Below are 23,847 nucleotides of genomic sequence, written 5' to 3'. Positions count from 1 at the left end.
GCTCAGGCGCCGAGCCCGCGCTCACGGGCCAGCACGATCACCGCCGACCTGTCCGGCACCGCGAGCTTCGTCACGACGTTCGCCACGTGGTTGCGCACCGTCTTCTGGCTCAGCACCAGCCGCCGCGCGATCGTCGCGTTGTCCAGGCCCCGCGCCACCAGGTCGAGGACCTCGCGCTCGCGGTCGGTGAGCTCGGGGAACGGCACCGCGCCCGCCGTGCGGGCCCCCGACAGGTACGTCATGGCCCGTGCGGCGACCCGGGCGCCGAGGATCACCTCCCCGTTCGCGACGGCGCGCACGGCGCGTTCGACCTCGTCCGGGGTGGCGCCCTTGAGCAGGTAGCCGCGGGCACCGGCCCGCACCGACGCCACCACCGAGTCGTCGTCCTCGTGCATCGTCACGACGAGGACGCGCAGGTCCGGGTGCCGGCGCAGCAGGTCGCGCGTCGTCTCGACGCCCGACCCGTCCCCGAGCTCGAGGTCCATCAGGACGACGTCGACGTCGTCGTCCACCACCTGCAGCGCCTGCGCCGCGGAGTCCGCCTGGGCGACGACCTCGATCCCGTCCAGGGTGCCGAGCAGCGCGACCATCCCCAGCCGGAACACCGGGTGGTCGTCCACCACCGCGACGCGCACCGGCGCACCCGCGGTGCCGCTCACCCGGCGCTCCCGAGCCGCATCCGCGCCTCCACCCTCGTGCCTCCCGCCGCCGCGGCGGTGACCTCGACGGAGCCGCCCTGCTCGGCGGCGCGCTCCCGCATCGACCGGCTCCCGACACCCGGGCGTGCGCCGGGCGCGATGCCGACGCCGTCGTCCTCGACGACGAGCACCAGCTCCGTCCCGTCGACGGCCACGTCCACGGTGCACCGCGACGCCCCGGCGTGCCGGACGACGTTCGTCACGGCCTCCGCCGCGATCCCGTACGCCGCCGCGGCCAGGGCGGGCCTCACCTCCGGCACGTCGCAGTGCACCCCGACAACGAGCCCGGTCCCCTCGTGCCGGGCGGCGAGCTCCTCCAGCGCCGGACCCAGACCCAGCTCGTCGAGGACGGGCGGCAGGAGGTGTCGGGACAGGGTGCGGACGTCGTCCACCCGTTGGTCGAGCTCGGCCTGCAGCGCGGCGAGCAGGTCGACCGCCGACCCGGGGTCTCGCTCGACGAGGTTGCGCGCCCCCTGCAGCCCGAGCCGCAACCCCGCCAGGGACGGGCCGAGACCGTCGTGCAGCTCGCGCCGGATCACCCGACGTTCCTCCAGCCGCGCGGACGTCAGCCGCGCGCGGGCGTCCTCGAGGTCGACCGCGGCGCGGGCCAGAGCCACGCCCGCGGCGACGACGACGGCCAGCTCCTCCAGGGTGCGCACGGCCCGCGCGCCGAGCCACTCACCCGGCGGCGCCGTGACGTCCAGGGTCCCGACCCGCGCGCCGCGGTGCACGAGCGGCACCTGCACCGGCACGGACGTCGGGGACCCGCTCGACGCCACGGCGACGTCGTCCACGACCACCGTCGCGGACTCCAGCCGCAGCGCGGACGCCACGCCGGACGCCAGCCCACCGAGCAGCTCGTCCGTCGTCCGCGCGCTGCCGAGCTGCTGCCCGAGGCGGCGCACCACCCGGTCGGGTTCGCTGCCCTCCCCGTGCACGAGCCGGTGCACCCGGCGCTGCACCCACAGCCGGGTCGGCTGGACGGCGACCGCCACGACGGCGGCGGCGACCAGCTGCCCGAAGCCGTCCCCGGGCAGCACCGCCGCGGCTCCGGTCGCCACCGCCACGTACAGCGCGAGCAGCCCGACGGACAGGACGCCGGCGACCACCGCGCGGCTGACCGCGAGGTCCAGACCCCACATCCGCTGCCGCAGCACCGCGACCAGCACCGCGGCGGGGTACACCGCCTGCGCCGCGAGGTGCAGGACGGGGGTGAACCAGATCGGGAGCACGTCCCACAGGGGCGGCACCGCCAGCGGCAGGAACGACACCGCCATCACCGTCGTGCCCACGGCGAGCCACCCCAGGCCGATCCTCTCGTCGACCGGACCCCGGGCCCACCGCCGGGTCGCGTCCGCGGCGGCGACCAGGCCGACGACGACCGCGGCCGCGGACATCGCCCAGACCGCCAGGCCGAGCTGCAGAGCCTGGGACGCGGTGAACGCGACGGCCACCGCCGACCCGAGGGCGACGCCCCAGCGGGCGCGACCGAGGGGGTGGTCCCGCACCAGCCACGGGACGACGCAGAACAGCGCCAGCGTCCCCGGCACCCAGGCGATGCCCTGCAGCGGCCCGATGACGTCCACCCACGGCAGCGGACGGCGCTGGGCGAGCAGCGTCCAGGCGAATCCGAACGCCGCGACGGCGCCCCCGACGGCGGTCACCGCGAGCACCCAGGGCACGGGGTGGCGACGACGGGCCAGCACCACCGCGGCGACCGTGCCGTAGACGGCGGCGACGGTCACGTCGACCGCGAAGAACCAGAAGCCCTCGTCGAGCGCGGGGCGCGCCGACAGCAGCAGGACGGTGGCGACGACCGCGACCGACCAGGCGGTGAGGGCCACCGCCACCGCAGCCCGGGGGGCGCCCGCGCCGGAGCGGCCGCCGTCCCGGTGGGGACGGCGGCCGTCTCGTCGGATCGCGCGGCCGCCACGGCGGACCGCAGCGGGAGCGCGCCCATCGTGTCGGGAGCGTAGGACCCGCGCCGTGCTGCCGGGGCCGGTTCGGCGGATCGCACGGCGCGGGACCTCCCTCGTGCCCGGGTGACGGTCAGCGGGCCGCGCGCCGGGCGCGGTCACCGAGCAGGAAGCCGAGCGCCACGACGGTCAGCCACACCGGCCCGGTGAAGCCCGCCATGTACTGCAGCGGGGAGACGCCGAACAGCAGCGTCAGACCGCCGAGGACCACCGACACCCAGCCGATCCAGCGGGGGGCGGCGGCGTGCCGCAACGCGGCGACGGCGGTCGCGACCCCGGCGATCCCGGCGCCGAGCCACAGCCAGGCGACGGTCCCGACCCAGTGCCCGTACAGGACGGCCGTCTCGGCGACCATCACGTCCGGCTCGGCGAGGCCGAAGATGAACTCGGTGTCCAGGGCGGTGCCCATCAGGCCCGCGACCGTGACCAGGCCGAGGCCGCCGGCGGCGACCGACGGCAGCAGGCTGCCCTCGCCGAGCCGGTCACGCAGCCGGCGGTGCAGCCCGGCGGCGAACACCACCAGGGCCACGACGCCGACCAGGGTGAGGGTGTGGAAGACGAGCAGCTGGGGGACCTGCTCGGACATCAGGGCGACGATCCCCTCCGGGTCGCCCATGACGCTCTCGTCGTAGACCGCACCCGAGGCCATCGAGGCCGAGATGCCGCCGAGACCCGCGAGTCCGGCGACGACACCGGACGCCGCCCAGGCGCGGCCGTGCGGCGCGGCGGACCGCTGCCGCGGCAGGCCGTCGACGGTGGACGCCCCGACGTCGTGGCTGGTGCCGGTGGTGGAGCGGTGGCCGGGGCCACCGGTCACGGTGGTGCTCATGCGTGTGCCCTCCTGAGGCGCTGCGCCGGGCTCCCTGCCCGGTCGTGGACTCGTCGTCCGTGGGCACCACGCTGGTGCGCCCGGCGTCCCAGGAACCAGGGCACGGCGCCCGACCTGCCGGGCACCTCACCCGGGCGCCGACGCGGCCGACCGCCGCCCGTACCCGCTCGGCCCGTCCGGAGGGTGCGCGCGTCACCGTGCGAGGATCCTCGGCCGTGACCCGGCCCCCACGCTCGGCTCGCCCGGCCGAGCCCAGGACCACCTGGTCCCCGTGGCGCACCGTCCTCGCCTTCGGGTTCGTCAGCCTCTCCGCGGACGTGGTCTACGAGGGCATGCGCTCCGTGGCCGGTCCCTTCCTCGGCACGCTCGGCGCCTCGGCCCTGACCGTGGGCCTCGTCACCGGCGCGGGCGAGGCGGTGGCCCTCGTTCTGCGCCTGGTGACGGGCACGTGGGCCGACCGCAGCGGACGGCACTGGCGGCTGACCGTCGTCGGCTACGCGATGACGGCGGTGTGCGTCCCGCTGCTCGCGGTGACCCCGTTCCTCGGCGGCGCCGGCCTGGCCGTCGCCGTGACGCTCATCATGCTGGAGCGCACCGGCAAGGCGGTGCGCTCCCCGGCCAAGTCGGCCCTGCTGGCGCGGATCGCGACGGGGACGGGACGTGGCAAGGGCTTCGGCGTCCACAAGGCGCTGGACCAGGTGGGTGCCTTCTCGGGCCCGCTGGTGGTGGCCGGGGTCACCGCCGCCCTCGGCGTGGTGTGGCCAGGCCTGGCGCTGCTCGCGGTCCCCGGCGCCGTCGCGATGCTGCTGCTCGCCCGGCTGCGTCGGCGGGCGCCCGGCGTCACGGCGCCCGAGCCGGACGACGGCACAGCCGGGGCCGACGGCGTTGAGCGAGCCGGCGTCTCGCGGTCCGCACCGGCCGCCGTGGCGAGGTTGCGCGCCGCGCTCGGCGGCGACCTGCCGCGCACCTTCCACGCCCTGGCCCTGGCCGCCGCCCTGAGCACCGCGGGCCTCATGACCTTCGGGGTGATCTCCTACCGCTTCGTCGAGGACGGGTTGGTCGCGCTCGCCGCCGCGCCGTTGCTCTACGCCGCGGCGATGGGGGTGCAGGCGCTGACCGCCCTGGCCACCGGGATCGCGTTCGACCGGTGGGGCGGGCGGGTCCTGCTCGCCGTGCCGGGTCTGGTCGCCGTCGTCCCCCTGCTGGTGTTCGCCGACAGCCTGAGGGTGGTGATCGCGGGCGTCGTCGTCTGGGGCGCCGCCACCGGCGTGCTGGACTCCACCGTCAAGGCCTACGTGGCGGACCTCGTCCCGTCGCGGCGCAGGGCGACCGCCTACGGCGTCTTCGCGGCCGTCCAGGGGCTCGGAGCGCTGGCCGGTGGGGCGTTGGCCGGGGCCCTCGTCGACGGCCGCGTCGGTGTCCTCGCGGCGACGGTCGCGGTGCTCCAGGTCCTCGCACTCGTGCTCCTGGTCCGCACGACGCGGGCGGTGGCGGCGGGTCCGTGACGGCGCGGACCTTCCCGGTGCGGGCCGGGGGTGGGACCGTGGTGTCCCGCGTCCGTTGACCAGGCGGAGACGCTGCGGAAACCATCCGGCAACACCGCGGCGGGACCGTAGGCGGTGGCGCGGGCGAGGGGTCCGCGCGCCGCGAGGAGGTCGCCGTGCTCGTCAGGATCAGGCTCACCGTCCCCGACCGTCCCGGCGCCCTCGGGCTCGTCACCTCGACGATCGGCTCCGCCGGCGCGGACGTCGTCCAGGTCGAGGTGCTCAGCGCCGAGGGTGGCCGTGCCACGGACGACGTGCACGTCTCGGTGGCCACCACCGAGCGCCTGGAGCGGCTGCGGGAACGGCTCGACGCCCTCCCCGGCGTGGCCGTCGAGGCGTGCCAGCACCCCGCTCCGCCGGTCACCGGGCACGCCGAGCTGGAGCTCGTCGGCCGCCTGCTCGCCGACCCGGCGCGGTTGCCCGCGACCCTCGCCGACGGGGCGGTCGCGGCGTTCGGCGCGGACTGGGCCCAGGTGCTCGCATACCCCGACGCCACCCCGGCGACCGGGACGCTCGCCGCGCTCCTCGCCGCCAGCGTGGGGGCGCCGGCCCACCCGGTCGGGCAGGGCATCCCGCTGCGGCTGGCCACGCCCCGGCTGACCGGCGACGACGGACGGGCGTACGGGGGAGTGGCGGTCGCGCCGCTGACCGCGCCGGTGGTGCTGCTCCTCGTCCGTGAGCAGGGCCCGACGTTCCACCGCTCGGAGCTGTGGCGGCTCGCCGAGATCGCGCGGATCGCCGGGACGCTGCTGGACCGCGCCACCCCGCAGGACCTCGCCGCCGGCGCGTGAGGCCCGCCTGCGCCTGGGACGAGCCAGGTGGACGGGGCCCGGGACGCGGCGTGCGAGGCTGACGCGGTGCTGTCGGACGTCGTCGCCCACCTCGCCTGCCCGCTGTGCGCGGGAACGCTTGAGCAGGACGGCGGCAGCCTGGTGTGCACCCGGCGGCACCGCTTCGACGTCGCCCGCCAGGGATACGTGACGCTGCTGCCCGGTGACGCACGGACCGGGACGGCGGACACCGCCACGATGGTCGCGGCGCGCGCCGCCGTCCAGGAGAAGGGGCTGCACGACGTCGTCGCCGACGCGCTCGCGCGGGTCGCTGCCGAGCTGCTCGGCGAGGCGGGCGGGGACGGGCCGGCGTTCGTCGTCGACGTCGGGGCGGGCACGGGGTACCACCTGGCGCGGGTGCTGGACGCCGCAGGGTCGCGGGCCGCCGGGCTGGCGCTCGACCTGTCGAAGTTCGCCGCCCGCCGGGCCGCCCGCGCGCACCCCCGGATCGGTGCTGTCGTCGCCGACTCCTGGGCAGGGCTGCCCGTGCGCGACGCGTGCGCCGACCTCGTGCTCAACGTGTTCGCGCCGCGGTCCGCGACCGAGGTCGCCCGGGTGCTGCGGCCCGGGGGCGCCTGCGTGGTCGTGGTCCCGGCCCCGGACCACCTCACCGAGCTCGTCGGCCCGCTCGGGCTGCTGAGCGTGCCACCGGACAAGGGGCGGACCCTGCACGCGTCGCTCGTACCGCACCTGGAGCACGTGCGCACCGTCCGCGCCCACGAGCAGCGGACGGTGGACGCCGCCAACGTGCTCGACCTCGTGGCGATGGGTCCGAGCGCGTGGCACACCGACCCGGCGGAGACCGAGCGCAGGGTCGCCGCACTGCCCTCCCCGGTGCGGGTGACGACGTCCGTGGAGCTGCACGTCCTGCGGCCGGCGGAGTTCGGACCGGGTGGAAGCCATGACCACTGACGTCCGCCCGCTCGCCATGAATTCCCGCGCAGCGGTCGCGATCGAGGAACCGCCGGTGGGCGTGACGGAGGGTGCAGATGCTGAGCAGTGATCGTTCGGCCGTCCGGCGACGGTGGCCCCTGACGGTCCCTGTCGCGATGCTCGCGGCGGGTTGCGATGCCCTGCCTGGCGATCCGGTTGCGATCGACAACCGGCCCATCGGCATCGCCGTCGGTCGCGAGCTCCAGGTGTTCATGCCTCTGTGCGACGACGAGTCCATCGCCTCCGCGACCGTGACCGACTTCGAGAGCGGCGAGGTGCTGTGGGCTGCTGAGTCGGTGCGAAGCCCCGGTCAGCAGTGGATCACCGCGGGTACCTCCGCGGATTTCGAGGACGTCACTCCGGAGCCCGAGGGGCCGCTGCTCGATGGTCCATCGCGGGAGCTGGTGGTCGAGGTGCGAGTGGACAGCGGCCGGGAGGAAGACTACGCCTTCTCGTTGCCGCTTCCAGATGGTCAACTCGGCGTCCTGCTCGATACGAACGGTCGGGTGGTGACCGAGGCGACCATCCGCACGTACCTGGACTGCTGAGGGCGGCCGTCGGGTTCCGGGTGGCGCGAGTGGGGCCTGACGTGTGACGTCGGTCGCGGCCGGGTCCAGAAACCCCTGATCTGCTTGACCCTTGAACCACCTCGTCCGCACACTGCGGGTGGCGGTGCGCACCGCCTGCCCCCTGCGCGGTGCGCACTGCCTCCCCACGACCTGACCGGGTGATCCGGTCGACGCGACGGTGGGCCTGGCCGGTCGAGGGCCGCGAGGCGGTTAGCGTGGTCCGGTGCCGCACCACGACGACCTCGACCCCGTGACGGTGGCGACCTCCCGCTGGCGCGACGAGCTGGTCGCCGCCGCTGGACGCGACGCCCTGGTCGACTTCCGCGACCTCGAGACCGGCACGCTCGACCTGGCCACCGCACACCCCTCCGGGCTCGCCCAGTTCCTCGCCGGCCGCCCGACCCGGCTGTCCAGCCTCTTCCGCGAGCCGGGGGCCCTGTCCGCGGCCCGCCAGCGGGCCCGCGCGATCCGCCTGTCCGCGGCCCGGCTCGCCGACCAGCACGGGGTGGGTGGCAGCTACCTCGCCTCCGGGATGGTCTCGTGGCGCCTGCCCGACGGGGGTCGCGTCCAGGCTCCCGCGCTGCTGCGGCCGTTGACGCTGCGCTCGCGCGGCGTCGGGCAGACCGACGACGACCTCGACCTCGGCTGGGAGGTCCGGGCCAACCCGGCGCTCCTGCGCCTGCTCGCCCGGCACGGCGTGCCCGTCGACCCCGACCTGCTCGTCGACCTCGCGACCGACGCGCACGGCTTCGACCCGCGCCCGGTCCTCGACGAGCTGCGCGACGTCGCAGGGCACCTCGACGGCTTCACGGTGACCGAGCGGACCGTCGTCGGGATCTTCGTGGACGTCGTCCCTGCGATGCTGGCCGACCTCGACCGGCTGGCCGCCGTGATGGCCGACCACCCCGTGGTCCGCGACCTCGCACGGGTCGTCGTCGAGACCGCCGAGCGGAGGGACGCCCAGCCCCGCGAGCAGCCCGAGACCGACCCGGACGCCGACCCCGACCCGGACGACGGCGTTGCCGATGACGGCGCTCCCGATGACGACGTGGACCACGACGTATCACCCGCCGCCGCCTCGGACGGTGCCTCGGCCGACGCCTCGGGCAGAACCTCGGACGGCGACGCCTCGGACGGCGACACCGGTGCAGCCGACGAGGCCGACGGACCGTCGTCCGGTCGGGCCGCCCCCTCCCTGCCCGACCCGCACGCCATCGCCGACGCCGGGCTGCCCGCCGCCCCCCGCGTCGTCCCCGCCCAGGTCCTCGAGCTCGACCCGGACCAGCGGCGGGCCGTCGCCGCCGTCGAGGCGGGGCACTCGCTCGTCGTCAGCGCGCCGCCCGGCACGGGCGCGACCCGCCTGGTCAGCCAGGTGGTGGTGTCCCAGGCCGCGCGCGGCCGGCGCACGCTCCTCGTCTGCGCCCAGCGGGCCGAGCTCGCCGCCGTCGCCGACACCCTCGCCGACGTCGGGCTGGCCGACCTGCTGCGCGACCCGGGGGCCCTGCTCGACCGCCACGCGGGCACCGACCCCGTGGACGACACCGACGCCGACCGGGCCGCCGCCGACGGCGCCCGCGCCCTCGCCGAGCTCGACGCCCTCGGCCGGGAGCGCGCCGCCCTCCACGAGGAGGTGCAGCCCTGGGGCGTGACCGTGTCCCAGGCCCTGCACGCGCTGGCCCGGTTGAGCAGCGGCCCGCGCGCGCCGCGCACGACCGTCCGGCTGGACCGGCAGGCGACCGGGCGCCTCGCCGGCCGCGAGCGCGACGAGGTCGCCACCGTGCTGCGGGAGGTGGCCGACCTCGGCGAGTTCGACGCGCGCACGGAGGACTCCCCCTGGCACCGTGCCCGGCTCGCCGGCCGCGAGCAGGCGCAGGACGCCCTGGGCGCGGCCCGCCGGCTGGCCGAGGAGACCCTCCCCGCGCTGCGGGCCCAGATGGAGCAGACCGCTGCGGCGGTCGGTCTGGCCGGCGCCCGCTCCCTCGCGGACTGGGGGCGCCAGCTCGACCTGCTGGTCGCCGTCCGCGCCACGCTGGACACCTTCACGCCGGGTGTCTACGAGCGGTCGGTGGCCGAGATGGTCGCCGCGACGGCCGCACCGTCCTGGCGGGAGGCGCAGGGCGTGCGGATGTCGACGATGGAGCGCCGCCGGTGGCGCAAGCAGGCCAAGGACCTGCTGCGTCCGGGTGCGGCCCCCGGCGACCTGCACCAGGCCCTGCGACGTGCCCAGGACGAGCGCAGCGAGTGGCAGCGCATGTCGACCGGCGGCGGGTGGCCGCAGGTGCCCGTGGGCCTGACGGCCACGGACGCGCTGTACCACGCGGTGCGCGCCGACGTCCTGCTGCTCGACGGCGTGCTGGCCGACGGCGGGCTCGCCGACGTGTCGCTGCCCGAGCTGGAGCAACGGCTGACCCGCCTGGCGGTCGAGGACGACGTGACACGGTCCCTGGCCGACCGCGTCGAGACCACGACGCGCCTGCGCGAGCTGGGCCTCGACCCGTTGCTGGCCGACCTGCTGCACCGCAGGGTGCCCCCGGCGAGGGTCGCCGACGAGCTGGAGCTGTGCTGGTGGGCGTCGGTCCTCGAGCACGCCCTCGTGGACCAGCGCGTCGCCCCCGGCGGCGGGGTCGACGGGACCCGGTACCACCGCGAGGCACGGACGGCGCACGAGGCGGCGGCTGCCGTCGTCCGCGACGTCGAGCGCGCGAAGGCGGAGCCGTCGTGCACGCTCACCAGCCCGCTGTCCCTCCCCTCCCACGTCCCGGACCGGCAGCGCTTCGACCTCGTCGTCGTCGCGGGGGCGCACTCGTGCGCCGTCGCGGAGGGAGCGCTCGCGATGGCCCGGGGGACCCAGGTGCTCGTCGTGGGCGACCCGGACGGGCTGCCGCCGGCAGGACTGGACCTCGCCCCGGAGGACGGTCCCGAGGGGACCGAGCGACCCGGACCGCGCGAGTCGGTGCTGCGGCTCGCCGCCGCCGTCCTGCCCCGGTTGCGGCTGGGGCACCAGCACCGGCAGTCCGCCCAGGTCTGCCGCCTGGCGTCGCGGCCCCCGGCGTGGACGGTGCCCGCCCCCGACGGTGGCGTCCGGCTGGCCCTCGTCGCCGACGGCACCGGCCCGCTGGACGCCGAGGGCGGCGTGCAGTCGGTGGACGCGGAGGTCCGACGGGTCGTCGGCCTCGTCCTGCAGCACGCCCGCACCCACCCGGGGCGCTCGCTGGCGGTGCTGACGGTGACCCGGCAGCACGCCCGGCGTGTCGCCGACGCGGTGCGCGCCGAGCTGCCGGAGCACCCGGACGTCGCCGGCTGGTTCACCCGTCCCACGGCGGAGCCCTTCGTCGTCACGGACCTGCCCCGGTCCGAGGACGCCGTGCGCGACGCCGTGATCCTGTCCGTCGGCTTCGGGCTGACCCCCCGTGGCCGGGTCATCCACCGGTTCGGCCCGCTGGACGAGGACGGCGGCGAGCAGGGACTGAACGTCGCCGTGACCAGGGCCCGGTGGTCGACGACCGTCGTGTCGTGCCTGCGCGCGGAGGACCTGGACCCCCAGCGCACGCGCACACCCGGCGCCCAGGCCCTGCGGGCCCTGCTCGAGGCCGCGGCGCGACCGGACGCGCCCGCCCACGTCCTGGGTGGGCGCAAGCTCGACGCCCTGCTCGACGACCTCGCGAAGCGCCTGCACGACAAGGGACTGCACGTGGAGCCCGGCGACGGTCGCGCCGGCTGGCCGGACCTGGCCGTCCACCTCCCGACCGTCGAGGTGGGCGGTTCGGGTTCGAGTCAGGCGTCGAGTCAGGGGCCGGGTGCGGCGTCGGGAGCCGGCACGTCGGGGGAGCCCGGCAGCGCCGTGGCGGTGCTGACCGACGCGCGCTGGCGACCGCGGGCCGGCGGCACGGTCGCGGACCTCGTCGCGGACGACCTCGCCGTCGCCGAGCACCTGCGCCGCTTCGGGTGGCGGGTCGTGCCCGTGTCCAGCCTGGACCTGTTCACCGACGCCGACGCGGTGGTGGACGCCGTGCTGGCCGCCGTCGGGGGTCGCTGACCACTGGGGGCCCGCCGGGGCATGATGCCCGCGTGGAGCAGCGCGTGGACTTCGTGACCGTGGCGACCGCCGACCTGGACGCCGCCCGGGCGTTCTACCGCGACGGCCTGGGGTGGGAGCCCCTGCTGGACGTCCCCGGGGAGATCCTCTTCCTCCAGGTCGGCTCCGGGCTCGTGCTCGGCCTGTACGACGCGGACGCGTTCGCCGGGGACCTCGCGGGTGCGCCCGCGGGGTCGGTCGAGCACGGCCCGCCGCGGGGTGTGACGTTGTCGCACAACGTCACCGACGAGGCGGCCGTGGACGCGGCGGTCGAGAGGGTGCGCTCAGCCGGCGGGACGGTGCTGGTGCCCCCTCGCCGGGCCGCGTTCGGGGGGTACCACGCCCACGTCGCCGACCCCGCCGGCCTGGTGTGGGAGGTCGCGTTCAACCCCGGCTGGCGGGTCGCACCCGACGGCCGGGTCGAGCTGCAGGCCGTCGACGCCCCCGACGACGTGCCCGCGTCCCACGAGGCGACGGCGCCGCGGTCCGGGCCGCCACCGAGGTCGGGGCCGACGCCGCCGCGGTCCGGCGCGCGCGCGGAGCCGGTGATCCCGGACCGGTCCGCGGACGACCGGGACGAGGGCTGGGGCGAGCGCGCCGAGGACGACGACGAGCGGTGGCGCCGGGAGGTGCCGCCGCACTGGTGACGGCGGGCGGGGGACAGGGCGTGCCGGGTCAGACGTCCCGGCGGGCGGCCAGCAGGTCCCGGATCTCCTGCAGCAGCAGGATCTCCTCCGACGGGGCCTCGGGCTCGGGCTCCTGCCCGCGCTTGCGGCGCTCCGCGAGCTTGTTCATCGGGAGGATGAGCAGGAAGTACACGACCGCCGCGATGATGAGGAAGTTGATGATCGCGGTGATGATCGCGCCGAGGTCGACGAAGGTCGACTCCATGCCCTCGCGGATCCGGAACCCGAAGCCGCCCACGTCGGCACTGCCGAACGACGCGATGATCGGGTTGATGAGGTTCTCGGTCACGGCGGTGACGACCGCGGTGAACGCCGTGGCGATGACGACCGCGACGGCCAGCTCGATCACGTTGCCGCGCAGGATGAAGTCCTTGAATCCCTTGATCACAGCCGTGCCCTCCTGACGGGGCGCCACCGGTCCGGACGCCGCGCCGCACAACCTAGGGGCACCGGCCGGGCGTGGCCAAGGCGGCGCCACCGGACCGGCCTTCCCGATGCGGCACACCACCGCTGTCCCGGGGCCCTCACGGCAGGAGGGCCAGCCCCAGCCAGCGCGTCGCGGAGACCTGGGCGAGGTCCAGCGCCTCGGCCGGGGTGACGGCGAGCACCGCGACCCCGCCACCGGACGCCCCGCTGGCGAGCAGCCCGCCGCCCGCCTGTCCGTCCGGCACCTCGAGGACGGCCCCGTCGCGCACGACCACCCGGGCCCCGTCCCCGGTGCCGGGCTCGAACCCGTCGGAGGACGCCGGGCCGGCGAGCACCCGCACCCGGTCGCCCGGTGACAGCAGGGCGGTCGCGGACGGGTCCGGGAAGGTCACGGGGACCGCCACCGTGCCCGGTGGAGCGCCGACGAGTCGGCCGGGCCCGCCCAGCCGGGCGTCGGTGACGGGCTCGCCGCGGCGCACCGGGCCGGTGAGGACCCGACCCGCGGCGTCGTCGACGGCCACCACGCCGTCCGGTGCCAACGCCCGTGGTGCGGTGGCGCTGGCGAGGTCCGCGGCGGTGAGCCGGTGACCCGCGGGCAGGTCGCGGGTCGTCACCGTGACGGGGGTGCCGCCGGTCGGGGACGTCGAGCCGCCGCCCAGGGCGAGCAGCGCCGCCGCGGCGACGAGGAGGGCCCCCAGCGGCCGGCGGGCGCGGCGCAACGCCCGGCGCCGGCGCAGGCGACGCTGCACCGCGCCCGACGTGGCGGCGTCGCCGCGACCGAGGGGGGTCGCCCGCGCGGGGGCACCGGACGCCGCCCCCGGCGCCGGTGCGTAGGGGTGGGGGATGGTCTGCCGCGCGGTGTGCTCCACGAGCGCGACGCTAGGGACGGTGTCGCGAGCGCCGCCTCGATCGGCGTCCGGGCTGTGGACGACCCGCCGACGGCGGCCGCCTGTGGACGGGCGGCGGAGCGGCGCTCGGGATCGATGGGACCGGGCGGGGCGGCGGTGGGCAGCCGCGGAGGGACGCCGCCGTCAGGCGGCGGAGCCGGCCGCGCTCGGCGAGGCGCTGGTCCCCGAGGGCGACGAACCCGAGGATGACGACCCGGACGACGACGACCCGGACGACGACGACCCGGACGACGACGACCCGTTCGCCCCGGACGTCGACGCGGAGCCGGACGCGCTGCCCTCACCGGACCCCGTCGACCCGCCCGAGGGCGCCGTCGAGGACCCGCCGGCGCCCGAGCCGGAGCGGGAGTCGGTGCGGTAGAAGCCGGACCCCTTGAACACGATCCCGACGCTGTTGAAGAGCTTGCGCAGCCGCCCCTGGCACTGCGGGCAGTCGGTGAGCGCGTCCTCGGAGAACGACTGCTGGGCCTCGAAGCGGTGGTCGCACGCGGTGCAGGCGTAGGCGTACGTCGGCACGGGTTCCTCCTGCGGTGACGGTGCCGGCCGACCGGCTGGCACTCGTGTGTCGAGAGTGCCAACTATACCGCGGGTCCGGACCGCCCACCCCGCTGCGACCCGTCGCCGGTGCCGGGAGGTGCCAGGCCGAGCCGCCGGGCGCCCGGGACCCGGCCCAGCAGCCGCGCGGTGCGGGCGAGCCCACCGCCGCGCGGGCTGCGGCCCGGGTCACCGTCCTGCGAGGCCCGCCACTGCGCCAGCCGCCCGTGCAGGCCCACGAGCCGCAGGCGGTCCTCCGCCGCGTCCCTGGCCTGCGCCGTCGTCACCACCAGCAGCTCGTCGCCGGCGCGCATGACCGTCTGCGGTGTCGGCACCTGCGCCTGGCCGTCCCGGACGACGAGCGCGACGTTCGCCCCGGCGGGCAGCCGCAGCTCGAAGACCGCGACACCGCCCATCCGCGAGCCCCGCGGCACCGACACCTGCAGCAGCTCCGCGCCGATCGCCCCCAGCGGCGAGGCCTCGACCTCCACCCCCCGCGTCTCGTCACCGTGCAGGCGCAGCAGCCGGGCGGCCGCGGGCAGTACCGGGGCCTGCACCACCGTGAAGACGACGACGAGGACGAACACCAGCTCGAGCAGGTTCTCCGTGCCCGGGGTGCGCGCGTTGGCCGGGATCGTGGCCAGCACGATCGGCACCGCCCCTCGCAGCCCCGCCCACGACAGGAAGGCCTGCTCGCGCCACGGCATCCGGAACGGCAGCAGCGACAGCACCACCGACGCGGGCCGGCCCACCAGGAGCAGCGCCAGGCCCACGCCCAGGGCGGGGACGACGACGTCGGGCACCTCGGACGGGCGCACCACGAGCCCCAGCAGGACGAACAGGCCGATCTGGCCGATCCACCCCGTCCCCTCCGCGAAGCCGCGCACCGCGGAGCGGTGCGGGAGCCTGACGTTGCCCAGGACGAGGCCGGCCACGTACACGGCGATGAAGCCGCTCGTGCCCAGCGTGGCGGCGGCGCCGTAGGCCAGGGCGCACAGCGACAGGACGGCGATCGGGTAGAGCCCGGACGACGGCAGCGCGATCGCCCGCAGCCAGGACGCCCCCAGTGCGGCGACCGCCAGGCCGATCACGGCGCCCACCACGAGCTGCGCCACCGCCTGCAGCACCAGGAGCCACCACGGAGCGGTGCTCTGCCCGCCGAACGCCTGGGTGAGCGCCACCACCGCGATCACGACGGGGGCGTCGTTGAAGCCGGACTCGGCCTCCAGCACGGACGTCAGCCGGCGCGGCAGCGGCACGCGGCGCAGCACGGAGAAGACGGCCGCGGCGTCCGTGGAGGACAGCACGGCCGCGAGCAGCATGGCCGTCGTCCAGTCGAATCCGAGCAGGTAGTGGGCGGCGACGCCGGTGACGACGATGGACACCGTCGTGCCCGCCGTCGCCAGGACGAGCGCCGCGGGGACCGCCGGACGCACGGACTCCCACCGGGTGCTCAGCCCACCCTCGGCGAGGATCAGCGCCAGCGCGGCGTACCCGAGGACGGCGGTGAGCTGGTAGTCGTCGAACTCCAGGCCCAGGCCGGCCTCGCCGATGAGGACGCCGAGCCCGAGGTAGATGAGCAGCGACGGCATCCCGGTGCCGACCGAGAGCCGGACCGCCACGATCGCCACGAGCAGGACCGCGGCGCCCGCGAGCACCGCGACGTTCAGCTCGTTGACAGTCACGGGGCTCCCGTCGGTTCGTCGTCCGGCGGTGGTCGGTCGGTGTCTCGGGCTGTCTCTGCGCGTCTCGGCCGTCTCTGCGCGTGTCGGCCGTCTCGTCGTCCTCGTCCCGGGCGCGCCGCGGGTGCGTGGTGGTGCCCGCAGTCTAGGTCGTTACGCTCGGCCCGTGCCCCGCCTCCGGCTCGTGCTGACCACCGCGCTCGCCGTCCTCGTCGTGGCTGCGCTCGTCGTCACGGTCGCCGTCACGGCCACGGTGCGCCGTCCGCTGCCCGACCACTCCGGGGAGGTGCCCCTGGCCGGGCTGGCGGCCTCCGTGGAGGTCGTCCGCGACGACCGGGGCGTCCCGCAGGTCTACGCCGACACCGCCGAGGACCTCTTCCGGGCGCAGGGGTACGTGCACGCGCAGGACCGCTTCTTCGAGATGGACTTCCGCCGGCACGTCACCGCCGGGCGGCTCGCCGAGCTCGTCGGCGAGAACGAGACGGCGATCGAGGCGGACGTCGTGGTGCGCACCCTCGGCTGGCGCCGGGTGGCCGAGGCCGAGCTGCCGCTGCTGGCACCGTCGACGCGCTCCTACCTGCAGGCGTACGCGGACGGCGTCAACGACTACCTCGCCGAGCGCTCCCCGGCCGAGCTGTCGGCCGCCTACACCGTCCTGGACCTGAGCGTCCCACTCGGCGGCATCGAGCCGTGGGAGCCGCTGGACTCGCTGACCTGGCTCAAGGCGATGGCCTGGGACCTGCGCAGCAACTACGACGACGAGCTCGGCCGCGCCCTGACCTACGAGGCGGTGCAGGACGTCGAGCTGGTCAACCAGCTCTGGCCGCCGTACCCGGTCACCCGGCACGCACCGATCGTCCCGGGCAATGGGACGACGGCCGACGTGGCGGGGGCGTCCCTGGCGACGGCCCGCCAGGCCGACGCCGCGGCCGGACCGCCCGTCACCGGGTCCGCGGACGCCGACGTCCTCGCCGTCGTCCAGGAGGCGCTGGACGCCGTCCCGACCCTGCTCGGCACGGGCGAGGGGACGGGCAGCAACTCCTGGGTCGTCTCCGGTGACCTCACCGCCACCGGCGCGCCGATCCTGGCCAACGACCCGCACCTGTCGCCCTCGGTGCCGAGCATCTGGTACCAGGTCGGCCTGCACTGCCGCGAGGTCAGCGAGCAGTGCCCGTTCGACGTCGCGGGCTACTCGTTCTCGGGTCTGCCCGGCGTGGTCATCGGCCACAACGCCGACATCGGCTGGGGCTTCACCAACATGGGCGCCGACGTCACCGACTTCTTCCTGGAGCGGGTGAACGGCGACACCTACCAGCGCGACGGCGCGCAGGTGCCGCTCGACGTGCGCACCGAGGAGATCCGGGTCGCCGGCGGCGAGACGCGCACCATCACGGTCCGCAGCACCGTGCACGGGCCGATCCTGTCCGACGCGATCGACCGGGTCAGGGAGGTCGGGCGGACGACGCTCGTGCCGCCGAACGCCCCGATCCAGGGCAGCGGCTACGAGGTGTCGCTGGCGTGGACGGCCCTCACCCCGAGCCGGACGGCGGACGCGCTGTTCGCGCTCAACAGCGCCCGCGGGTGGGAGGACTTCCGGGCCGCCGCCGAGCTGTTCGACGTCCCGGCGCAGAACCTCGTGTACGCCGACCGCGACGGCAACATCGGCTACCAGGCCCCCGGCCGGATCCCGGTCCGCCAGCCCGGCACCGGGATCGGGCAGCAGGACGGCACCTGGCCGCGCGCCGGGTGGGACAGCAGCTGGGACTGGGCGGGGACCATCCCGTTCGCGGAGCTGCCCAGCGTGCTCAACCCGCCCGAGGGTTTCGTGGTCACCGCCAACCAGGCCGTCGCCGGCCCCGGCTACCCGCACCTCATCTCCCAGGACTTCGCCTACGGGTACCGCTCGCAGCGGATCCGCAGCGTGATCGAGGAGTGGGTGGCCGACGACCACCCGATCACGCTCCAGGACACGCGCGACCTGCAGGTGGACAGCTACAACTCCTTCGCCGCCCAGCTCGTGCCGACGCTGCTGCAGGTCGCCCTCGACGAGGGGACCGTCCCCGAGGAGGGCCAGGAGTTCACGCTCGAGGCCGTCGACCTGCTGCGGGACTGGGACCACGTCGAGGACGCCGACTCCGCCGCGGCCGCCTACTACAACGCGGTGTGGAGCAATTTGCTGCGGCTCACGTTCGCCGACGAGCCCGGCGGCGTCGTCGCCCCGGAGGGCGGCAGCCGCTGGTTCGAGGTCATCGGCACCATGCTCGAGGACCACGAGAACCCCTGGTGGGACGACAAGGGCACGTCCACGGTCGTCGAGCAGCGCGACCAGATCCTCGGCCTGGCGCTGTACGAGGCGCGGCGCGAGCTGACCGCCGCCCTCGGCAAGGACCCGGCGAAGTGGCGCTGGGGCCAGCTCCACCAGCTCTCGCTGGAGCACGAGCCGCTCGGCGGTGACGGGCTGCCCGCCCCGGTCCGGGCGCTGTTCAACCCCGACCCCGTGGCCGTGGCCGGCGGCTCCTCGCTGGTCAACGCGACCGGGTGGGACGTCTCCGGCGAGGACGGGTACGCCGTGACGTGGGTCCCCTCCATGCGGATGGTGCTGTCGCTGGAGGACTGGGACGACTCGACCTGGGTCGACCTCACCGGCGTCTCCGGGCACCCGTGGAGCCCGCACTACGACGACCAGCTCGAGGCGTGGGCCGACGGCGAGCAGTTCCCGTGGCCGTTCAGCCGCGGCGCGGTCGAGGAGGCCGGCGACGAGCGCCTCGTCCTCGTGCCCTCCGACGAGGAGGGCGACGACGGCGGAGACGGCGACGGCGGGGCGGGCGCGGACGGCTGACCCGGGGGCGGCGGTCCGACCGGGCGCGTCAGCCGCGGACCGCCACGCACCGGGTGGGGGTGAGCACGGCGTCCACGCGCCGGTCGTGGGCGAGCACCGGGACCGGGTCCACCGCGGCGTCGTGGAGCTCCTCGTCGTGGACGACGGCGACCACGAGGGCCCCGGGGCGCACCCGCACCAGCGCGCGGTCGTAGAACCCGCCGCCCTGGCCCAGGCGGCCGCCCAGGGTGTCCACCGCCAGGGCGGGCACCAGCACGACGTCGGCCGTCGCCAGGGCCTGCGGGCCGAGCCGGGGCCCGGCGGGCTCGCGCAGGCCGGCGAGCGGTCCCGGCCGGGTCGTGCCGTCGTCGACGGCCCAGTCCAGGTCGCGCGGGGGGCCGACCGACACGACGGGCAGGAGCACCCGGGTGCCGGTGGCGGCCAGCCCGTCCAGCAGCGGCCCCGTGCCGGGCTCGGAGGGCCCCGACAGGTACGCGGCGACCACCGGGCGGTCCCGGACCAGGCCGTGCGCGAGGGCGACGGCCCGCAGCCCCTCGGCGTCGGCGGCGCGCCGGTCCGCGTCCCGGGCGGTGCGGGCCGCGCGCACCCTCGCCCGCAGGTCGGCCTTGCGGCGCTCGACGTCGTCCACGACCACGCGCGCAGTCTGTCACCGAGTCGTCGCGGTGCGTCCACGACGGTCCGTTCCCGGGGCGAGGAGCCACCACGAGGTACCACGAACGGTGCGATCCCCCCGACAGGACTAGCCTGCGGCCATGACGCAGCAGACCGGACGCGAGACCACCGCCCGCCCCGTCCGCAAGGCCGTCATCCCGGCCGCGGGCCTCGGCACCAGGTTCCTGCCGGCCACGAAGGCGTCACCGAAGGAGATGCTGCCGGTCGTCGACAGACCCGCGATCGAGTACGTCGTCGCCGAGGCCGTCGAGGCCGGTCTCGAGGACGTGCTCATGGTCACCGGGCGCGGCAAGACCGCCCTGGAGAACCACTTCGACCGCAACCTCGAGCTCGAGCACGCGCTGGAGGCCAAGGGCGACGAGAAGCGGCTCGCCGCCGTCCGCTGGTCCACCGACCTGGCCAACCTGCACTACGTGCGTCAGGGCGACCCCAAGGGCCTGGGCCACGCGGTGCTGGTCGCCCGCGACCACGTCGGGCACGAGCCGTTCGCCGTCCTGCTCGGTGACGACCTGATCGACCCGCGCGACCCGCTGCTGGCCCGGATGCTGGAGGTCCAGGCCCGGGAGGGCGGCAGCGTCGTCGCGCTGATGGAGGTCCCCCGCGACCAGGTGAACATGTACGGCTGCGCCCAGGTCGCCGAGGGCGCGACGGACGGGTCGGACGAGGTCGTCCGCCTCAGCGGCCTGGTGGAGAAGCCGGACCCCGCCGAGGCGCCCAGCAACCTGGCGATCATCGGCCGGTACGTGCTCGACCCCACCGTCTTCGAGGTGCTCGAGCAGACGCCGCCCGGCCGCGGTGGCGAGATCCAGCTGACCGACGCGCTGCAGACCCTGGCCGGCCGCGAGGGCGACGGCGGCGGCGTGCACGGCGTGGTGTTCCGGGGCCGCCGGTACGACACCGGCGACCGGCTCGACTACCTCAAGGCCGTCGTCCGGCTGGCGTGCGAGCGCGAGGACCTCGGCCCGGAGCTGCGCGAGTGGCTCACCGGCTACGTGACCGGCGGCTTCGACGGGACCGCCGCGGGCGACGCCCGGTGAGCGGGGGGCACCACCACCCGGTCTCCGGCCCCCTCACCCCCGTCGAGGACCACCTCGACCGGTGCCTCGACGGCGTCGCGCCGCTGCCCGCCGCTCCCGTCCCGCTGCTCGAGGCGCTCGAGTGCGTCCTGGCCGAGGACGTCGTGTCCGCGATCGACCTGCCGTCCTTCGACAACTCCTCGATGGACGGGTACGCCGTCACCGTCCAGGACGTCGCCGGCGCCGGCGAGGACGACCCCGTCGTGCTGCCCGTCGTCGACGACCTGCCGGCGGGGGCCCGGGAGGCGCTGCCGCTGACCCGGGGCAGCGCGATCCGGATCATGACCGGCGCCCCCGTCCCGCCCGGGACCGGTGGCGTGGTGCCGGTCGAGCTGACGGACGGCGGCCTGGCGCGGGTCAGCGTCCGCGCGCCGGTCGTCGAGGGGCAGAACGTCCGCCGGCGCGGCGAGGACGTCGTCGCGGGCAGCACGCTGCTGGCCGCCGGGACCCGCCTGACCCCGCGGCACGTGGCCCTGCTCGCCGCCACCGGCCACGCCCGGGTGCCCGTGCACCCGCGGCCCCGGGTCGTCGTCCTGTCCACCGGCAGCGAGGTCGTCGAGCCCGGGGACGGCCCGCCGGGCTTCGGGCAGGTCTGCGACTCCAACAGCTACGCGCTGGCCGCGGCCGTGACGGACGCCGGCGCCACCGCCGTCCGCGTCGGCATCGTCGAGGACGACCCGAGGCTGCTGCTCGACACCCTCACCGCGCAGGTCGAGCGGGCCGACGCGGTGATCACCTCGGGAGGGGTGAGCATGGGCGCCTACGACACCGTCAAGGAGGTCCTGTCCCAGGTCGGGACGGTCACCTTCGACAAGGTCGCCATGCAGCCGGGGATGCCGCAGGGCTTCGGGCACCTCGGGACCCGGCGGACCCCCGTGTTCACCCTGCCCGGCAACCCCGTCAGCGCCTACGTGTCGTTCGAGGTCTTCGTGCGCCCGGCGCTGCGCAAGATGCTGGGGGAGAGCCAGCTGCACCGCTCCACCCTCACCGCCCGCGCCGAGCAGGGGTGGCGCTCCTCGGCGGGCAAGCGGCAGTACGCCCGGGTCGAGCTGCGCCGCACCCACGACGGCGCGCTGGTGCGGCCCGTCGGCGGACCCGGCTCGCACCTCGTCGCCGACCTCGCCGTCGCCAACGCCCTCGCCGTCGTGCCCCCGGACGTCACGCAGGTCAGGCCCGGCGACGAGGTCCGCTGCCTGCTGCTGGAGAGGGGACGACGGTGAGCGGCACGCCCGAGCCCGCGCGGCTGACCCACCTGGACGACCGTGGCCGCGCCCGCATGGTCGACGTGAGCGCTAAGGACGTCACCGTCCGGACGGCGACCGCCGCCGGTTCCGTGCTCGTCAGCGCGGACGTCGTCCGCGCCCTGCGCGCCGGCGAGGTGCCGAAGGGTGACGCCCTGGGGGTGGCGCGGATCGCGGGGATCCAGGCCGCCAAGCGCACCCCGGAGCTCGTGCCGCTGGCGCACCCCGTCGCCGTCCACGCCGTCGAGGTCGACCTCGAGGTCGGGGAGGACCGCGTCGACGTCACCGCCACGGTCCGGACGGCCGACCGGACCGGCGTCGAGATGGAGGCGCTGACCGCGGTGACCGTCGCGTGCCTCGCCCTCGTCGACATGGTCAAGGCCGTCGACAAGCACACCGTGCTCACCGACGTCCGCGTCGTCGCCAAGAGCGGGGGCAGGTCGGGGGACTGGGCCGAGGACCCGTCGGTCCGCCACGGTCGCGGGGCGGGCACGTGAGTCGCCGCGCCCTCGTCGTGACCGCCTCGAACCGCGCCGCCGCGGGCGTCTACGAGGACGCGGGCGGCCCGGTGCTCGCCGACGGCCTGCGGCAGATGGGCTTCGACGTCGACGGGCCGCTCGTCGTGCCGGACGGCGAGCCGGTCGCCCGGGCGCTGCGCTCGGCCGTGGAGCAGGGCTACGACGTGGTGCTGACGACGGGCGGGACCGGGCTCACCCCCGGGGACGTGACCCCGGAGATGACGCGCCCCCTGCTGGACCGGGAGGTCCCCGGCCTCGCCGAGGCGATCCGGGCGCACGGTCGGGACGCGGGGGTGGCGACGGCGTCGCTGTCGCGCGGCCTGGCCGGTCTGGCCGGGCGGACCCTGGTGGTCAACCTGCCCGGGTCGCCGGGGGGTTGCCGCGACGGGATCGCGGTCCTGCGGCAGGTGCTGCCGCACGCCGTGGACCAGGTGCACGGCGGCGACCACGCGCGGGGTGCCGGCTCCGGGGCCGGTACGGGATCCTGACCGGGTGAACGGTCCATGCTGGCCCGTCGTCCTCGAGCACGACGGGGTGCGTCTGCGTCCGCTGCGGCGCCGGGACGGGCGGCAGTGGCGCCGGGTGCGCGCGGCCAACGCCGACTGGCTCGCCCCGTGGGACGCGACCGACCCGGACGGCCCGGGCCGGGTCCGGTCGTTCGGCACGATGGTCCGCGACCTGCGGCGGCAGGCCGCCGCCGGGCGGGCACTGCCCTTCGTCATCGAGTCCGACGGCGCGTTCGTCGGGCAGCTGACGGTCGCGGCCGTCGTCTGGGGCGCCCTGCGCTCCGGTCAGGTCGGCTACTGGGTGGACCGCTCCCACGCGGGCCGGGGGCTGGCCACGACAGCGCTCGCCCTCACGACCGACCACTGCCTGCTGACCTGGGGTCTGCACCGCGTCGAGGTCAACATCCGACCGGAGAACGCCGCGAGCCTGCGGGTCGTGGAGAAGCTGGGGTTCCGGGACGAGGGGCTGCGACACCGGTACCTGCACATCGACGGGGCGTGGCGCGACCACCGGTCGTTCGCCCTGACCGCCGAGGAGGTCGGGGCCGGGCTCGTCCACCGCCTGCGCACCTGAGGCCTCGAGTCCCTGCCGCTGGGTGCTCGTCCGGTCACCCACTGCGTTCTCTCGCGTCACACACGTCACACGAGGCCGTTCGGGGCGCACCAGCGACACACCGTGACGCATCCCTGCGGGGTGGAGCGATCGGCCCTACGGTGGGTCACCGTGGACAGCGGACTCATCTTCCCCATCATCATGGGGCTGTGGGCTGTCTACCTGGTGCCCCAGTGGATCCGGCACCGCGCCGCCGTCGCGCAGGACCGGCCCGACGAGCGTGAGAGCTCCTCGGCCCGCCACCTGACGCCGCGACGCGCGGACGCACCCCGCGCCGACCACCCCCACGGCACCGCGTACGTGCTGAGCCCCCCGCGCCCCGACGTCGGGGGCGTCGAGGTGCACCGTCTCGACGTGCACCGCTCCGCGCCGGTGGACACCGCCCCGACCAGGCGGCTCGCGCCCGCCCGCGTCGCGTCGGACGACGTGCGGCCGGACCGGCCCGGCACGCCGCGGACCCCCCGTTCCCGCGTCCCCGGCGCGCTGCTGCTCGCGTGCCTCCTCGCCCTGCCCGTCACGGTCGTGCTCGCGGCCGTGGGCGTCGCGTCGTGGTGGGCGCCCGCCGGTGTCGCCGCGGCGCTCGCCGCCACCGTCGTCGTCCTGCGCCGGGCCGCCGTCCGCCGCCGTGCCCGTCGTCGAGCGCGAGGCCGTGCTCGTCGACGCGGACGTCGTGATGGCCCCGCCGCCGGTCG

Annotated in this window: 20 protein-coding genes and 1 pseudogene; 13 read left to right on the top strand and 8 right to left on the bottom strand. The window is 76.3% G+C overall.

Going from position 1 to position 23,847, the window contains the following annotated elements; all coding sequences use genetic code 11:
• Nucleotides 1-2 precede the first annotated feature (2 nt).
• The 3 genes from ACYVQV_RS18160 to ACYVQV_RS18150 all read right to left on the bottom strand — a co-directional run bounded on the left by ACYVQV_RS18160 (nt 3) and on the right by ACYVQV_RS18150 (nt 3,503).
• Nucleotides 3-659: a response regulator gene (locus ACYVQV_RS18160; protein ID WP_461024728.1), complete on the bottom strand. Its 657-nt coding sequence runs from the start codon at nt 657-659 to the stop codon at nt 3-5.
• Nucleotides 656-2,542, bottom strand: a complete 1,887-nt coding sequence (locus ACYVQV_RS18155) for a sensor histidine kinase (RefSeq protein WP_461024727.1) — start codon at nt 2,540-2,542, stop codon at nt 656-658. The genes ACYVQV_RS18160 and ACYVQV_RS18155 overlap by 4 nt, the downstream gene beginning before the upstream one ends.
• Before the next feature lie 205 nt (nt 2,543-2,747).
• Nucleotides 2,748-3,503: a hypothetical protein gene (locus ACYVQV_RS18150; protein ID WP_461024726.1), complete on the bottom strand. Its 756-nt coding sequence runs from the start codon at nt 3,501-3,503 to the stop codon at nt 2,748-2,750.
• 215 nt (nt 3,504-3,718) lie between these two features.
• On the opposite strand from ACYVQV_RS18150, the gene ACYVQV_RS18145 reads away from it, so the two are divergent.
• The 6 genes from ACYVQV_RS18145 (at nt 3,719) to ACYVQV_RS18120 (ending at nt 12,101) form a co-directional block, all read left to right on the top strand.
• Entirely contained in the window at nt 3,719-5,008 is a 1,290-nt protein-coding gene (locus ACYVQV_RS18145; RefSeq protein WP_461024725.1) for an MFS transporter, read from the top strand.
• Between the two features lie 155 nt (nt 5,009-5,163).
• On the top strand, nt 5,164-5,838 hold the full coding sequence (locus ACYVQV_RS18140) for an ACT domain-containing protein (protein WP_461024724.1): 675 nt from the start codon (nt 5,164-5,166) through the stop codon (nt 5,836-5,838).
• 66 nt (nt 5,839-5,904) lie between these two features.
• Nucleotides 5,905-6,789: a putative RNA methyltransferase gene (locus ACYVQV_RS18135; protein WP_461024723.1), complete on the top strand. Its 885-nt coding sequence runs from the start codon at nt 5,905-5,907 to the stop codon at nt 6,787-6,789.
• Between the two features lie 71 nt (nt 6,790-6,860).
• Complete coding sequence (locus tag ACYVQV_RS18130) at nt 6,861-7,358, top strand: hypothetical protein (RefSeq protein ID WP_461024722.1); 498 nt, start codon at nt 6,861-6,863, stop codon at nt 7,356-7,358.
• Between the two features lie 244 nt (nt 7,359-7,602).
• Complete coding sequence (locus ACYVQV_RS18125) at nt 7,603-11,415, top strand: DEAD/DEAH box helicase (protein ID WP_461024721.1); 3,813 nt, start codon at nt 7,603-7,605, stop codon at nt 11,413-11,415.
• A 32-nt stretch (nt 11,416-11,447) separates the two neighbouring features.
• Complete coding sequence (locus ACYVQV_RS18120; RefSeq protein WP_461024720.1) at nt 11,448-12,101, top strand: VOC family protein; 654 nt, start codon at nt 11,448-11,450, stop codon at nt 12,099-12,101.
• 28 nt (nt 12,102-12,129) lie between these two features.
• On the opposite strand, the gene mscL is transcribed toward ACYVQV_RS18120, so the two are convergent.
• The 4 genes from mscL to ACYVQV_RS18100 form a co-directional block, all read right to left on the bottom strand.
• On the bottom strand, nt 12,130-12,528 hold the full coding sequence (gene mscL, locus ACYVQV_RS18115; protein WP_461024719.1) for a large conductance mechanosensitive channel protein MscL: 399 nt from the start codon (nt 12,526-12,528) through the stop codon (nt 12,130-12,132).
• A 136-nt stretch (nt 12,529-12,664) separates the two neighbouring features.
• Nucleotides 12,665-13,435, bottom strand: coding sequence for an SAF domain-containing protein (locus ACYVQV_RS18110; RefSeq protein ID WP_461024718.1), 771 nt, complete (start codon nt 13,433-13,435; stop codon nt 12,665-12,667).
• A 162-nt stretch (nt 13,436-13,597) separates the two neighbouring features.
• Entirely contained in the window at nt 13,598-13,990 is a 393-nt protein-coding gene (locus ACYVQV_RS18105) for an FmdB family zinc ribbon protein (RefSeq protein WP_461024717.1), read from the bottom strand.
• A 62-nt stretch (nt 13,991-14,052) separates the two neighbouring features.
• A complete protein-coding gene (locus ACYVQV_RS18100) occupies nt 14,053-15,693 on the bottom strand; it encodes a potassium/proton antiporter (protein WP_461024716.1) in 1,641 nt (546 codons plus the stop codon).
• A gap of 163 nt (nt 15,694-15,856) precedes the next feature.
• Between ACYVQV_RS18100 and ACYVQV_RS18095 the strand changes: the two genes are divergently transcribed.
• Nucleotides 15,857-18,529, top strand: a complete 2,673-nt coding sequence (locus tag ACYVQV_RS18095) for a penicillin acylase family protein (RefSeq protein WP_461024715.1) — start codon at nt 15,857-15,859, stop codon at nt 18,527-18,529.
• Between the two features lie 28 nt (nt 18,530-18,557).
• Here the strand turns inward: ACYVQV_RS18095 and ACYVQV_RS18090 are convergent, their stop codons facing one another.
• Nucleotides 18,558-19,163, bottom strand: coding sequence for a 5-formyltetrahydrofolate cyclo-ligase (locus ACYVQV_RS18090; protein ID WP_461024714.1), 606 nt, complete (start codon nt 19,161-19,163; stop codon nt 18,558-18,560).
• Nucleotides 19,164-19,281: 118 nt separating this feature from the next.
• Here ACYVQV_RS18090 and galU point away from each other — a divergent pair, with 118 nt between their 5' ends.
• The 6 genes and pseudogenes from galU to ACYVQV_RS18060 all read left to right on the top strand — a co-directional run.
• Complete coding sequence (gene galU, locus ACYVQV_RS18085; RefSeq protein ID WP_461024713.1) at nt 19,282-20,238, top strand: UTP--glucose-1-phosphate uridylyltransferase GalU; 957 nt, start codon at nt 19,282-19,284, stop codon at nt 20,236-20,238.
• The gene (gene glp / locus ACYVQV_RS18080) at nt 20,235-21,497 is read left to right on the top strand and encodes a molybdotransferase-like divisome protein Glp (protein WP_461024712.1); all 1,263 of its coding nucleotides are present in this window, start codon (nt 20,235-20,237) and stop codon (nt 21,495-21,497) included. The genes galU and glp overlap by 4 nt, the downstream gene beginning before the upstream one ends.
• A gap of 56 nt (nt 21,498-21,553) precedes the next feature.
• Entirely contained in the window at nt 21,554-22,015 is a 462-nt protein-coding gene (gene moaC, locus ACYVQV_RS18075) for a cyclic pyranopterin monophosphate synthase MoaC (RefSeq protein ID WP_461024736.1), read from the top strand.
• Nucleotides 22,012-22,524: a MogA/MoaB family molybdenum cofactor biosynthesis protein gene (locus ACYVQV_RS18070; protein ID WP_461024711.1), complete on the top strand. Its 513-nt coding sequence runs from the start codon at nt 22,012-22,014 to the stop codon at nt 22,522-22,524. The genes moaC and ACYVQV_RS18070 overlap by 4 nt, the downstream gene beginning before the upstream one ends.
• A 4-nt stretch (nt 22,525-22,528) precedes the next feature.
• Nucleotides 22,529-23,116 (top strand): GNAT family N-acetyltransferase, encoded by a 588-nt coding sequence (locus ACYVQV_RS18065; RefSeq protein WP_461024710.1) that lies wholly within the window; start codon nt 22,529-22,531, stop codon nt 23,114-23,116.
• 150 nt (nt 23,117-23,266) lie between these two features.
• Nucleotides 23,267-23,847 (top strand): annotated as a pseudogene (locus ACYVQV_RS18060) (hypothetical protein); the annotation flags it as partial.

It is taken from the genome of Thalassiella azotivora (assembly GCF_054781695.1).
The sequence above is the reverse complement of the archived record's forward strand: the minus strand, read 5'-3'. Positions and strand labels throughout refer to the sequence as shown.

Excerpts from the sequence above, each read along its gene's own strand:
- ACYVQV_RS18150 (WP_461024726.1), bottom strand. The coding sequence starts at position 3,503 with ATGAGCACCACCGTGACCGGTGGCCCCGGCCACCGCTCCACCACCGGC.
- galU (WP_461024713.1), top strand. The coding sequence starts at position 19,282 with ATGACGCAGCAGACCGGACGCGAGACCACCGCCCGCCCCGTCCGCAAG.
- moaC (WP_461024736.1), top strand. The coding sequence starts at position 21,554 with ATGGTCGACGTGAGCGCTAAGGACGTCACCGTCCGGACGGCGACCGCC.